This window comes from Vibrio sagamiensis NBRC 104589, from assembly GCF_007990935.1.
GTDB lineage: Bacteria > Pseudomonadota > Gammaproteobacteria > Enterobacterales > Vibrionaceae > Vibrio > Vibrio sagamiensis.
Window position 1 is genome coordinate 1 of record NZ_BJXJ01000005.1, and the last position, 13,357, is coordinate 13,357.

Annotated in this window: 11 protein-coding genes and 1 pseudogene; 7 read left to right on the forward strand and 5 right to left on the reverse strand. The window is 39.5% G+C overall.

The genetic code is table 11. The features are described 5' to 3' along the window. From VSA01S_RS19920 to VSA01S_RS03505, 4 genes and pseudogenes are all read left to right on the forward strand, one after another. Window positions 1–529 (forward strand): annotated as a pseudogene (locus VSA01S_RS19920) (hypothetical protein); the annotation flags it as partial. Then, on the forward strand, window positions 516–749 hold the full coding sequence (locus VSA01S_RS03495; protein WP_039980658.1) for a flagellar biosynthetic protein FliQ: 234 nt from the start codon (window positions 516–518) through the stop codon (window positions 747–749). The pseudogene VSA01S_RS19920 and the gene VSA01S_RS03495, both read left to right, overlap by 14 nt. Window positions 750–794: 45 nt before the next feature. Continuing rightward, complete coding sequence (locus tag VSA01S_RS03500; protein WP_083932232.1) at window positions 795–1,172, forward strand: type III secretion system chaperone family protein; 378 nt, start codon at window positions 795–797, stop codon at window positions 1,170–1,172. 584 nt (window positions 1,173–1,756) lie between these two features. Next, complete coding sequence (locus tag VSA01S_RS03505) at window positions 1,757–2,530, forward strand: phospholipase A (RefSeq protein WP_039980659.1); 774 nt, start codon at window positions 1,757–1,759, stop codon at window positions 2,528–2,530. 42 nt (window positions 2,531–2,572) lie between these two features. On the opposite strand, the gene VSA01S_RS03510 is transcribed toward VSA01S_RS03505, so the two are convergent. Beyond that, window positions 2,573–3,484 (reverse strand): pyridoxal-phosphate dependent enzyme, encoded by a 912-nt coding sequence (locus VSA01S_RS03510; protein ID WP_039980660.1) that lies wholly within the window; start codon window positions 3,482–3,484, stop codon window positions 2,573–2,575. 509 nt (window positions 3,485–3,993) lie between these two features. On the opposite strand from VSA01S_RS03510, the gene VSA01S_RS03515 reads away from it, so the two are divergent. Further along, window positions 3,994–4,815: a TauD/TfdA dioxygenase family protein gene (locus VSA01S_RS03515; protein WP_039980662.1), complete on the forward strand. Its 822-nt coding sequence runs from the start codon at window positions 3,994–3,996 to the stop codon at window positions 4,813–4,815. A 158-nt stretch (window positions 4,816–4,973) separates the two neighbouring features. Here VSA01S_RS03515 and VSA01S_RS03520 read toward each other — a convergent pair whose 3' ends face one another. The 4 genes from VSA01S_RS03520 to VSA01S_RS03535 form a co-directional block, all read right to left on the reverse strand. Then, a complete protein-coding gene (locus tag VSA01S_RS03520) occupies window positions 4,974–6,833 on the reverse strand; it encodes a M4 family metallopeptidase (RefSeq protein WP_039980663.1) in 1,860 nt (619 codons plus the stop codon). Between the two features lie 325 nt (window positions 6,834–7,158). Next, window positions 7,159–8,634 carry an MFS transporter gene (locus VSA01S_RS03525; RefSeq protein ID WP_039980664.1) on the reverse strand — a complete coding sequence of 492 codons (1,476 nt, stop codon included), beginning with the start codon at window positions 8,632–8,634 and terminating at the stop codon, window positions 7,159–7,161. Window positions 8,635–8,742: 108 nt separating this feature from the next. Then, the gene (locus VSA01S_RS03530) at window positions 8,743–9,615 is read right to left on the reverse strand and encodes an AraC family transcriptional regulator (protein WP_050567319.1); all 873 of its coding nucleotides are present in this window, start codon (window positions 9,613–9,615) and stop codon (window positions 8,743–8,745) included. A 77-nt stretch (window positions 9,616–9,692) separates the two neighbouring features. After that, window positions 9,693–12,008, reverse strand: coding sequence for a YgiQ family radical SAM protein (locus VSA01S_RS03535; protein ID WP_039980665.1), 2,316 nt, complete (start codon window positions 12,006–12,008; stop codon window positions 9,693–9,695). Between the two features lie 257 nt (window positions 12,009–12,265). On the opposite strand from VSA01S_RS03535, the gene VSA01S_RS03540 reads away from it, so the two are divergent. Together VSA01S_RS03540 and VSA01S_RS03545 are read left to right on the forward strand one after the other, a co-directional pair. Then, window positions 12,266–12,952 carry an HI_1241 family integral membrane domain gene (locus VSA01S_RS03540; RefSeq protein ID WP_102857636.1) on the forward strand — a complete coding sequence of 229 codons (687 nt, stop codon included), beginning with the start codon at window positions 12,266–12,268 and terminating at the stop codon, window positions 12,950–12,952. Window positions 12,953–13,134: 182 nt separating this feature from the next. Beyond that, entirely contained in the window at window positions 13,135–13,335 is a 201-nt protein-coding gene (locus VSA01S_RS03545) for a DUF4250 domain-containing protein (protein ID WP_039980667.1), read from the forward strand. Window positions 13,336–13,357: the final 22 nt, after the last annotated feature.

Below are 13,357 nucleotides of genomic sequence, written 5' to 3' on the forward strand. Positions count from 1 at the left end.
GGATAATCGTCTGCTGACGAAGAACAATGCCAGCGTATCAAATGTGGCTGAACGTGTCGCTTCGCCTTTGACTCAAAATAAAACCCATTTGCTTCATTCACAGACACTCGGTCACAGTGGTGTCAACAAGACTGAGAGTAAGATGACAGAGGCAGTACCGCAGACTAGAATGCCTAAGACGGAAAGTGTGTCAAACCAGATACATAGTCCTGTCAATAGTCTCACCAGCAATACTGAGCGTTCCTCTTCAGAAGTTAGAAATATCCCTTTTTCTTCGATGAATATGTTTGCAGATACATTAAAAGTTACGACTGAAAAAGGGCTTGCTATACCTTCGATTATCGCATTACAAACTGTGATACCTACAGCTGGAATGGCACAAACGAATTATGATTTGGCACCAGAAATATTCTGGCAATACCCACAAGTTAACAGCTATCGAGTGTTATTCCGTAATAAATATTACTTATTTGAGTTTGAAGATCATGTGATAACGAGTTTTATGGAGGAGTATGATGAACGTACTTGATGTAACTGCCGCCTGTTTGACGATAGTTAAAGATGCGATCATCATATTTTCTTTAAGTTTTGTTATTACAGGTGTCGTGGTAGGCCTTCTCCAGACGATCTTTAGTGTGCAAGACCCTGGATTGCCAATGGCTGCAAAATTAGTGGTCTTTATGATTTTGCTTACACAGGTAGGGGGAAATATTTATGACCAATTTCACTCACTGTTCCAACAGCTATAAATATTATTTATATCAACTTTAAAAATAGTAAACCCATAGGAGTAAATGTTGAAAAAATTACGAGAAATAGCGTTCAAAACCCTGGTGGAAAACTTAGGTGTACCTGTTAATATGTTGTCCAGAATTGAGGGTGATCAACCTATTGCTATTGAGTTGGTTGGCGGCGAGGAGATTTTTATTTCACTTAATGAAAAGAGTATTCAAACATTTGTTGAAATTCCTCTACGTGATAGACGTGTATTATCTCTTAAGGCAGCGAAACTAATGGAGCTAATAATGTCTGATGAACAGGTATTTTTGAATACGACAAAAGACAAGTTGATAATGCTTTCTGAATGGGAAGTGAATGTAGCAACTGTTGAAAGACAACTTGCCGATAAACTGACTTTATTTAATAAAGCGGTTCATTACATCAAATCCTAAATGAGCACTATAAATCATAACTTTTAGTAGTAATTTTGTTGATGACGACCTTAATGCCTAATGAATAGTTAGCAATAAGTCATATTACATCCCATGTTTCTTATTGTTATCTATCGTTGTGTATCAAGGTCGTGTTATTAATAAAGGCGAAGGTTACTTGGCTATAGAGTATTCCAATAATGGAAATAAGTCATAGTTTCTCAAGTTGTGCAACACAATCCAACCGATACTCACCATTGCTACTATAGATATGAAACGACTGCATCATATCAGTTCTTAATTAAAATTATCTTCAATAACAGATCGTCCATAGCAATCCATCAATTTTTGGCTAAAGTATGGAAGTCAAGTGTCTTAAAGTCATTTCTTCCTAGAACAAAAAATAAGCATAAGCCCTCGTCATTTATCGGATAACACCTAAACTTTATACGACCTAGCATTAGGTAACCCGTCGTATCTCAACGCATCTGTTGGTTAATTGGTTATCTCAACTACTAACTTTAATCGATAGGCTAGTGCTAGTAGAAAAGGTGCCCTAAAAGCATTCAATTTCATTGTCTATGATTTCAAGTTAAAGGATTATTATGCTCGTATTAAAAGGGTTAATTTATACTTCTATTTTTGGTTTACTTTTGTCTAGTCATGCAATGGCCAATCATAGTCGATTCTCAGCACACTATGACAACTATCTGCTTCCTGCCTATTGGGAATCTAATGTGAACCAAAGGCGCTTTAAACCTTTAAACCCTAATCAGCACGCCGCAAAAGCTTTATTTGTTCAATTTCAACTCAGTATGAAATATAAGCTGTTAGAAAAGGAGGGCCATGGTTTATTTGTCGCTTACTCTCAGCGTTCGAATTGGGAGGCGTATGATGATTCTGCATATTTTCGCGATAATCAATACAATCCAGAGCTCTTCTATCGCTGGGATAATCGGCGTTGGCAATTATCTCTAGGCTTAGAGCACCAATCTAATGGGGCTGGCGGTGACGTGGAAGTGAGCTGGAACCGAATTTACATGGAAGCTCAATTGAATTTACGCTCAGGTTTTATTGGTTTCAAACCCTGGATAGTTGTTGGTGATAATAAGTATAATCCTGATATTGTTGATTTTCTTGGACATGGAGAACTTCAATTTGGTTGGCGCCCAGAAGATGGCAATAGTATCGTCAAATTGACCGTTGGTAATCTTTTTACTAAAGATTGGCAGAATGGTTTTTATCGTATGTCTTGGGATTTTCCCGTGTACCAAGGTTTACGTGGTTACATGAAAGTGGAAACTGGTTATGGCCTGACGATATCCAATTACAACTTTGATGATACTGCTGTAGGGCTTGGTCTCGCATTTGACTTTTAAGGGTAGCCTAATGTTCTGGCAACAAGTCTCATCGTTAACATTTTATAATGCTGAATCAAATTGGCGTTGATATCTTGGTAGCATAGATTCGTTGCCCACAATACCACCTTGATGAATATAGAGTAGAGTTTTGTGTTGGTTTTGTGCCAACCAAGGCTGAAGGCATTGCCACATGTAGGGGTCATAAAGCAGATCGAACTCGACTTGTGTTTGATTGTATAATTCAGACCAGACAGCGTAATCACTTCGATATAGATGGCCGAAGTGATGCTTTGCTCTCACAGAGAGAATTGTTGGGTGATTTGTCGTTTCAAGTTGATTGAACTGCTCGGTGAGGTACGCCTCTCCTCCAACACAAGCACATGTCAATACTTCAATGCCATGGAGTTGAAGATATTTGCTTAAATACAATGATGTTGTGCCTGTTCCTGAAGGCAAGGCTATAGCCAGAGAAGATAAGGAAATGTGCTGTTGGGCTGACCAATTTAAGATTTCCAGCGCAAGTTGTTTGATGCCTGGCTCAGACATATTAGTGTATCCGCCTTCTGGCACGACTAACACGGAATCGTTATTTTCCTGTATTCCTTCTACGTAATCTTTTGGGCGAAGGTTGGTTTGAAGACTGTGTAAGGAAGTGATGTCCATACCGAGTTCAAGTGCAGCTCGATAGTTACCGATAGGATTGCTTCTTAACCAATTAGGGATTTGTTGCACATAATATTCAAACTTCCAACCTTTAAGCTGTGCAAGCGCGGCGAGTGAATACATCGCATTTGATTGAGCAGAGCCGTAACTGACCAAGGTGGTTATCCCAGAAGAAGGCGTATCCAGCAAAGACATGAACTTACGGGCTTTATTCCCTGAAAAATGAGCGTGTAGGAGATCGTCTCGTTTGAGGTAAAAGGGCTGACCATTGAACTGGTGCTGGGTTACTGGACTGTCACTTAGAGTCATCAATTGATTACACACTTTATGGATCGGACTTAAAGATAGAAAGCGATACAGTGTAGCGTGATTTAAAGAACAAAATCTAGGAAATTACGATTAAAGTGACGATTTATGTGGAGTATTGGTGGAAGTACTGCAGGTATGAGATTCACGAAAAAATATAAGCACAATCAACCTATGTCATTGTTTTGGATCGTCGCGATGAGATTTTTTTGGTGCGTGTGGGTTGTCTTATTTCGCAGGTGGTATGCTCGTATTGAAACTGAAATACTGGCGATTGGGCTATCAAAATAAGCACATTACTCTTAGTAAAGAGAATCAAGTATCTTGAGGTCACCTGTCTATACATATAAAGATGGTCTTATTCTGTATCGTTCTTTTCATAACCTCGCTATTGATAGTAATATCATCCATTTGGAACGGTAGAATTAAATAATTAACTTTATTTGATTGATACCCAAGCACCTTGAAGTGACTTAGACGGTGAAAATTATGTTATTAGGACAGAGAGAGCTATGTTGGATATTCGAGCGATAACGCCAAATATCGGTGCTTATGTTGACGGTATCGATTTAACGCAAAGTAGCGCTAGAGAGTTGGATACTTTGTATCAAGCATTTCTAGAGTATCAGGTGATATTTGTAGATGCTTACTCTCTCTCATCAGAGCAACATTTACGTCTTGCAGAACGATTTGGTCAGCTTGAACCTCCGCACCCTTTCTTTCCGAATGTTCCGGATGCTCCGCAAATCAGTGTGATTGAAACCATTCCGGGTCATGCACCAGTAGAAAGCCAATGGCATACCGATCTCACTTGGCGAAGTGAACCTTCAAAGGGATCGCTGTTACATGCCCAACACATACCCGATGTAGGTGGTGACACGATATGGTGTTCTATGACGGCCGTGTTTGAATCACTAGACAAAGTGACACAAGACAAGCTCAGAAAGCTAAGGGCAGTACATTCTTTAGTGGATCTAGAAAGTGAATCACATAAAAACATTCGATATGAATGGCAGAAAAAGTTGGTGGGCATTGCTCAAGCCAATCCTGCGGTCGCTCACCCAATGGTACAAACTCACCCAGAGACGGGAAAAGAAACGCTGTACATTAATGAACAGTTCACACGCTATATTGAAGGGATTAATCGCCAAGAGAGCCAAGCGCTGTTGAATGAGTTATTCGCACGAGCACGTCAACCAGAGTTTCAAGTGCGTTATAAATGGAAAAAAGGGGCCTTGGCTATCTGGGATAACCGTGTCACACAACACTATGCCGTGATCGATTATGGTGATACACCAAGAAAGATGCATCGAGTGACATTTATATCCAAGTAACCTAGAGAGGCCGCGTTCAGAGAGATGATACTGGCTCTTAGGCGTGTTAACGAGATTTGGGCTTTTACTGATGCATTTGTCGTTTGGGTTAATAAAAAACAGTGCAGACGAATGCTGGTCTGAACGTCAAACCAGCAGATCATCAGTTGAAGCTGAATTTACTCAACGTTCGCGATTAAATGATAGTTGTTGAAATCAAAATAACCTCTTACCAAGATGAGGTATAGGCCTGGTTCTGGTGCAGTGAAACGGCACTGCTCTAGACGTCCATCACCTCTTGACTGGCATTGTGCTTCTGTTGAGGTAGGCTTTTCCCCTAGGCTAACGTATAAATCGGCATCGTTACTGCTTTGATGATCAGAATGTTGCAAATTTATAGTGAGTTTACTTGACCCAGCAGGTACATAAACAGAGTAATAGTAATCTTCATTCTTACGTCCGGCTAATCCTTCGATAGGAACGCCCAATTCAAGTTTAGTTATGTCGGCAGGCAGTGAGCATATAGCATTTACCCCGACAGCATAGAAGGCATCGACAACATCTCGTTGATCAAGGTTTAAATCTTTAGCAGCACGTTTGACACCGCAGGCTGCATGGTCGAAGGTTGATTGTTCATGCCAGTACAGTTGATTCGCAAGGGCAAAAGCATGGAATGCATCTTTTATGTTCCATTGGTTTTGAGTCACCAATAAGTAGAAAGCTTTATTGAAGATACCGCTACTCAAATGTACATTGATGTCATCATTGTAATCACGGAAGTGAGCGATCGAGTGACCATCTTTCTCCGGCTGGTCAAAGTAGCGAAGACCGCCTTCACCTTTGGTAATATCAGCACCTACAATCCAGTCAACACTGCCTTTCATGTAATACTCAGCGGCTTCACCTGCGATGTCTGAGAATGCTTCGTTGATACCTCCAGACTGTTTACTGTACTCCAAATTCGAGTTTTGTTCAGTAAAGCCATGGCTGACTTCATGAGTGCTTACATTAATATCGACAAGTGGATAAAACTCATTTTCACCATCACCGAATGTCATGGCCTCACCATCCCAGAAGGCATTTTCATATTCAAAGCCAAAGTGAACCCGCATTTTGAGTTTAAAAGTCAGTGGAGCTGTATTAACCCAATCTTGATATAAACGATAAATAACATTGCCAAAGTAATGAGCGTCATTTAAAGCAGAATAAGCTCCATTAACGAAACGTCGGTCATTGGTGTTTGTTTCATCGTAACAAGGGTAAGAATAGGCAGGATGCTCTTCTTCTAAGTCCCAACTGTAACGCATATCAATCGTCATGACTTGATCATTATCGAGATAACAGCGGTTATTTTCTTTGGTTATATTCAAATGATCATATTGTGTACCATAACGATACGCTTGGGTTTTTTCATTACCACCAATACCATTCCCGAGAGCTGGCACTTTTGCTTGATGCATCCCATCCCATTCTCTAATGAATTCACCTGTCTTGGCATCAACAATAATAAAAGGACGCTTTACTTTTTTACCGTTAATTTCAATATAATTAAGTTGATAAACATAAGTGGCTTTTTGATTCGCATCTAACTCGATGTATTTCTGTATTTTAAGAGTATTTCGTTGCGTTTGGCTAAGGTTACGTCTTGTCGCGACGAGATCTTTCATCGTTGCAGAGTCAATCATTGGCCTATCAGTCGCCAGATCGCGAGCCAAGCCTCGAATGACTAATCCGTGTGCTTCAATAAAACGACGAGAGTTTTTCGGGTCTACTTTGATTGTTACATTAGCCGATTTGATATTGGTGTTATTATATTCTTGACTGAATTTCTGTTTTTTACTGCCGTCAGGTAATTCTTGAGTCAAGGTTAAAACCAAATCACTTGATTGCTCAAGAGCTAATAAGTTTCTGAGTAGTGAAATCTCACCTGAGGATATCTGGATTTGGTCTAGATCAACCACATTTGCAGAGAAAGACTTAGCCGAAATAAGATATGTTATAGCAAATAAAGCACCTGTTAATATTGTAAATTTTTTCATAATTTAACCTCTCTTGTGGGGTAAAAATTACACTACATGAGAAAATACAGAGGTCATAATCAATTGTAATAACAGTGTAAAATATTATTTATTCATACTGTGTGGTTTTATTCAATATACTAATGTTACCGAAATTTAGATAACCACTAAAATAAGAGCAAAAAGTGAGCAATGCGAGGTTTGTTGATTGTTTTGTTATATAATTAAGCGTTTTAATTGCATGTAATTATGTTATATTTATGTGATAAATCTCATGTTTAATACCTATATTATCTAGGGGAAATAGAATTTCAAATGTGAACTTGATTATATTTTTATTGAATAGTTACACAGGAAAATCCTGGTTTCGTATTAATTTAATCGTTAATGGCATTGTAAATAAGACCAAGAGTGAAAAAAGTATAAACATTATGCTGAGTCCGTAGTTTAGACTCTCGTTCAATGTTATTTGGAGTGCAGTTGGTTTTCCATATTGTAGATTCATACTTTCAAGTTGTTTACTATAGTGCATGCCATTTGATAGTAATTTGAATTTTTTTGAACTTAGCTCTCTTACTAGATAAGACCCTACTGAAATACCTAAGCAAGAGCCAGCTAGAGCAGAGGTATAAAATACTCCCATCGCAGCTCCTTTGTGATTGCCTTTAATTACTTGATTTATACCTATCACGGAAGCACTACCTTGAAATGAAATAGCAAATCCAATACTAACACATGCAGCGATGAGAAAAATTAATGAATAAAAGCCGTTAAATATCCCAAACATGATCATGCCAGTGATTTGTATTGCTACAACAGATATAAGCAACATATATTGATAACCAAATCTATCAATCATTTTTCCGATAAAAAGGGAGCTACTGGCTACAATTAGAGACATAGTAAGTAAAATAGATCCTGTAGCTTGTACTGAATAGTTAAGATTATTTTGCAAATAGATGGGCATAAAGTATAACCATGCTCCAACAAATACCATGTAAGAAAAACGAATGGCTACAATTCTGATAAATTCTTTATTTTTCAGTATATTATTTTCTATCAGTGGTAGTTTTAAACTTTTGTATTGATTTATATAGTAGCCAATAGAGAGCACCCCCACACTGATTAATAGTAAAGACTGGTCCCAAGAGATTTCCTGATAAAGAGTTATAGCTGAAAGTAATCCACCAGTACCGAGTAAAAATAGGATAATTTCTTTAATATTTAACGTACCTAAATTCTCTTTTTTATCATTCTGTGTGAAGTAATAGCTACCGAGAAAAGAAATAATACCAACGGGAACATTAATCAAAAAGGTCCAACTCCATCCCCAGTAATGAATAATATAACCACCCACAGTAGGACCTAATATTTGCCCTATAGAACTTACAGAGATCAGCAAGCTACATGCTATCCCTTTTTTATGGCTCGGTGACTGTGTAACAACAAGTAGAGATGATAAGCCTAAGGTCGCACCAAAACCGATCCCTTGTAATATACGTGCTAAAATGAGCATATTAAGACTCTGTGCATTACCTGCAATGAATGAGGCAATAGTAAAGAAAATTATACCGAATAGAAAAACACGTTTATAACCAAAGTAATCAGCTAATTTTCCAAATACAATAAACGTTATTGCGGAAGTTAAATAGTAAACGGTAATGACCATTTGACTTTTAAGTACAGGGATATCAAATCCTTTGGCAATATCATTTAATGCTAGGTTCATCATGGTCATATCCATGCTAATAAGTAAGTTCATTAAAGCAATGGCTGATACCATAAGATAAAATTTATAGGGTGGGTTTAATGGACACTTCACAGGCACCTCCTTATTGATAAATCAGAGTTAGGGAGACTATCACAAGGTTAAAATGCTCACTTGAACAAAATTGCTTAATTTATTTCAGTAAAATTACTGTCTTTAAAATTACAGTGAAGGTGCTAGTGGAACCATAATAGAACAAGTTAGAACTGAAGGTGTCGCCTCGAAAAAAGGCTGAGAGAAGTAATGAATTAAAGGAGATTTATTCCAAGTGATATTATGTTGCGCTAAGTATTGAAAAATATAGTAATATAAATCTTCAATATGACCATTAGTATCACCTTTAAAAGTCATACAAAGGTAATTACCAGCTGGAACAGAGTATATGTCTAAAGGGCTGGTGCTAAAATTTGATATTTTTGAGGCTTTGAAAGCAACAATTTTATTTCGAGTTAATTTGGGAGGAAGTGTAGGGTGGTATCCATTGTGAGAGGCAGTATTAATAACATAAAATGAACCGTCTTGTACGCCAAACCTCTTTTTATGTTCAAAGAAAGTTTTTAAAACAGTAAAACCATCAAATTCACCGCACTTTTTTGCTAAACCAACAATGTTGAATTCATCTATATGGCGTAATTCTACTTCTTGTAAACAAGTCTCAAAACCGACGGTATATGAAGATAGAAATTGACATATTGGTTGCCAATTTGGCTTCGTGCGAAAATCACTCGGTGTCATTCCGGTAAAGCTTTTAAACGCTTTGAGCAACCCTTCATGACTACTGAACTGGCATTTTAAACTGATGTCAAGAATGGTCATTTCTGGCTTAAAATAGAGAAGAAAGGCTGCGTGTTTTAAACGAATAAGTCGACTAAACTGGTGAATAGTGTAGCCTGTTTGCTGTTTGAAGCATCTGATCAGATGATACTTGGAACAAGCAACAGTTTTAGCAAGCTGGTCAATATCTTCATTAGCATCATTAAGTCCATCAAAATGGTTAACGAGTCTTGCAACCACTGCGTCTATTTTTGTTTTCATAGATTTAATATCAGTAAATATACCCAAGCACCTTGAGGTTATACTTGGGTATACAATCTAAAGCAAACTTTTAACCTTTAGCGTTGTCTCGACTTTGGTTTTCCTTGGTTGGTTGATTTTCTTCCATTTGCTGAGCTTGCGCCGTGGTTGTTGCGTTGGCTGTTACCATGGCTACTGCCATTATTTCGTGAACCTGACTGACCATTTTTAGGTTTACCAGCACGATGATTGGTCGGTTTCTCTCCTCGCGTCCCTTTGTCTGATGACTTATTTAGATGACCACCGAAGCCTGGTTGGTTTTTGGTATGCTTCGTCGCGAAACGATTTACACCATGTCGCCCAGATTTACGGCGTTGGGCTGGTGTTAGCGTATCGGTATCTTCAGCAGGAACTAGACAGCTAGGCTTATCACCAATCAAATGTTTTTTGCCCATGTTGATTAGGGCTTCGCGTATTATTGGCCAGTTAGCTGGATCATGATAACGCAGTAGGGCTTTATGAAGACGACGCTGACGTTCCCCTTTAGCAACGGGAACATCTTCGCGTTTCTTGTACTTCACGCGCTTAAGTGGGTTCGTCTCGGAATAGTACATAGACGTTGCATTACACATCGGTGATGGGTAGAAGTTTTGCACTTGGTCACATTCGAAGTTGTTTTTCTTCAGCCAGAGGGCAAGATTCAACATATCTTCATCTTCAGTGCCAGGGTGGGCAGAGATAAAGTAAGGAATCAGATATTGTTTTTTACCAGCTTCCGTACTGTATTTCTCGAACATTTCTTTAAATTTATCGTAGGTGCCCATGCCAGGTTTCATCATAAGGTCCAGTGGACCTTTTTCAGTATGTTCAGGTGCGATTTTCAGGTAGCCACCAACATGATGAGTGACCAACTCTTTGACGTACTCCGGTGATTCGATGGCAAGATCATAGCGAACGCCTGATGCGATCATGACTTTTTTAATGCCATCGACTTTACGAGCAGCGCGGTAAAGATCGATAGTATGTCTATGGTCAGTATTGAGCTTGTTACAAATGCCAGGGAATACACACGAAGGTCGGCGACAATTCGCTTCTGCTTTGGGATCGCTACAGCCTAAGCGGTACATATTCGCTGTTGGTCCGCCAAGATCCGAAATGGTTCCGGTAAAGCCAGGTACTTTGTCGCGAATTTCTTCTAGTTCATTAAGAATCGACTCTTGAGAACGGTTTTGGATGATGCGTCCTTCATGCTCGGTAATCGAACAGAATGAACATCCGCCAAAACAACCACGCATGATGTTAACTGAAGTTTTTATCATGTCATAAGCAGGGATTTTGGCCTTGCCATACATAGGGTGAGGAACACGAGCGTAAGGCAAGCCAAACACAAAATCCATTTCTTCGGTTGTAAGAGGGATCGGTGCTTGGTTGACCCATAACTCACGGTCACCGTGACGTTGCAGCAAAGCTCGGCCTGAATACGGGTTGGTTTCTAAATGCAATATACGGCTAGCGTGAGCATAAAGAATACGGTCGTTGTGCAGTTTTTCAAATGACGGTAAACGAACGGCAGTATTCGCCGCGTCGTGGCGTGATGGACGAATCGTTATCGGTTGTGCAATGGGCTCGTCTTTTTTCGTATCACACTGTGTCTCAACTTCATAAGGATTTTTCGGCACAAATGCTTCTTTGCGTGGTTTTTCGATGCGAGATGAGTCAATGACTTTATAACCTTCAGGTTCTGCTTGCAAAGTCACGGCAGTACCACGAATATTGGTCATTGTTGCAATATCTTCGCCATTCGCGAGACGGTGTGCGACTTCCACAAGCGCGCGTTCCGCGTTACCAAAGAGTAGGATATCTGCCTTAGCATCGAATAACACCGAGCGGCGCACTTTATCGGACCAATAATCGTAGTGGGCGACTCGGCGCAAGCTGGCTTCGATACCACCAAGAACGATTGGGGTACCTTTATAAGCTTCTTTACAGCGTTGAGAGTAAACTAATGTGGCTCGGTCAGGACGCTTGCCGCCTTCATTATTAGGGGTATAGGCATCGTCGTGACGTAATTTCTTGTCCGCTGTATAACGGTTAATCATGGAATCCATGTTACCAGCAGTGATTCCAAAGAACAGGTTAGGTTGACCAAGTTGCATAAAAGCATCTTTGTTATGCCACTCCGGTTGAGCAATAATACCAACACGAAAACCTTGGGCTTCGAGCAAGCGCCCAATGATTGCCATACCAAAGCTTGGGTGGTCTACGTATGCATCTCCCGTGACAATAATAATGTCACAACTATCCCACCCTAGGGCATCCATTTCTTTGCGGCTGGTCGGCAAAAAAGGTGCCGAGCCAAAACACTCTGCCCAGTATTTTTTATATTCGTGAATAGGAGTCATGTCGTTGGTCATATTTTGTTCTCTGTTCCAGGGAGCGCGAATTATAGCGATTTGATGATCAGGTATCCAGCGGCAAACAACAGATCCCGCCGAGTTGGATAAAATTTATAGATTTAGATACTTATTTCTAATAGATAAGACGCAAAGCTAGCCATACTCAAGCATTTTAAGGTCACTTGGATACTTCACTTAAGGTATAGAAGCTGTGGTTTGCGCTAGGTTGATTTGCTATTATCAACAACTAAATTATCTTTGAGCTTACATTTATTATGTTTCAACAACTCTTGTTAACTTTTCCTCCAATGTTGTTGGGGGCACAAACATTGTTGACGTTGCTATTGATTAAGGGCGAGCTTTGCCCAGGGCAGCGTGGCCGTTTGCACAAAATGTTGCCACCGATTGCGTTACTTTGGCTTGCTGTCGCCTCGTTACATCTTGGAGCGTTGGTGATCGCTTTCGCAATTTTTTATTTTTATTCGCAAGTCCAAACGAAAAAAACACGTGATCAAGGCCCTCTATGGGTGCTTCATGCATCGAATTTATTGGCACTGATATACGTCGGCCTTCAAGTGTTTGAGCAGCCTCATTGGGCCGCTTCAGGTGCGATGATTCTGATGATTTTCTTTATTGGAGCTATTTTTGCACAGTTATTACTCACGATAGCTCGCAGTCGATTGCAAGCATTTTATCGGATCTTACCAGTAACGGGTATTTTGTCAGGGATGTTGCTGGCTGTGACCATGCTTTTTTCGGCTTATCAGCTTGATGAAGTCGCATTGAAAGCAGAAACTCCTGCTATTCTGATTGCTTTAGTGTTACTGATTGCGGCCATTGTCCTTTGGTGCTGGCATTTATTTTTGCATAAAGCACCGAATAAGATGCAATTAGCGTTAGCTCTTTTGTTATCTTTATCCTCAATGACGGTTTTACAACATTTGTTTTTGATTAGTCATTAAGTGTTACTTATCCCCAAGTATCTTGAAGTTGCATGAGGCTCTAGGCGAAAGAAGCAAACAGTGACAAGTTGCAATGTTATTGGGACTTCGGCTGAGTTCACTTCTATATTGTTAAATTAAGTCTACGCTTTGTTTATACCTAAGTATTTTCAGGTTAATCGGGTATAGAGAGGAGAAACAATATGGATTTAAGCAATGTAAAAAACTTTGACAGTGTCATTTTGTTAGGGATTGTCAATGAAAAACTTCGCTTAGAATGCGATAGCTTTGAAGAATTGGTCTCTATGTACGAGATGGATACGGAGTCGGTTATTGGTAAACTGGATATGCTAGGTTACCAATATGATCCACTCACGAACCAGTTTAAGGCTTATCACCGTTAAATGGTTCGTCTCTTCTTAGCTT

Bases quoted from the DNA above. Each gene is read 5' to 3' on its own strand.
- VSA01S_RS03495 (WP_039980658.1), top strand. From the start codon at position 516: ATGAACGTACTTGATGTAACTGCCGCCTGTTTGACGATAGTTAAAGAT.
- VSA01S_RS03545 (WP_039980667.1), top strand. From the start codon at position 13,135: ATGGATTTAAGCAATGTAAAAAACTTTGACAGTGTCATTTTGTTAGGG.
- VSA01S_RS03535 (WP_039980665.1), bottom strand. From the start codon at position 12,008: ATGACCAACGACATGACTCCTATTCACGAATATAAAAAATACTGGGCA.
- VSA01S_RS03505 (WP_039980659.1), top strand. From the start codon at position 1,757: ATGCTCGTATTAAAAGGGTTAATTTATACTTCTATTTTTGGTTTACTT.
- VSA01S_RS03515 (WP_039980662.1), top strand. From the start codon at position 3,994: ATGTTGGATATTCGAGCGATAACGCCAAATATCGGTGCTTATGTTGAC.
- VSA01S_RS03510 (WP_039980660.1), bottom strand. From the start codon at position 3,484: ATGACTCTAAGTGACAGTCCAGTAACCCAGCACCAGTTCAATGGTCAG.
- VSA01S_RS03520 (WP_039980663.1), bottom strand. From the start codon at position 6,833: ATGAAAAAATTTACAATATTAACAGGTGCTTTATTTGCTATAACATAT.
- VSA01S_RS03540 (WP_102857636.1), top strand. From the start codon at position 12,266: ATGTTTCAACAACTCTTGTTAACTTTTCCTCCAATGTTGTTGGGGGCA.
- VSA01S_RS03530 (WP_050567319.1), bottom strand. From the start codon at position 9,615: ATGAAAACAAAAATAGACGCAGTGGTTGCAAGACTCGTTAACCATTTT.
- VSA01S_RS03500 (WP_083932232.1), top strand. From the start codon at position 795: ATGTTGAAAAAATTACGAGAAATAGCGTTCAAAACCCTGGTGGAAAAC.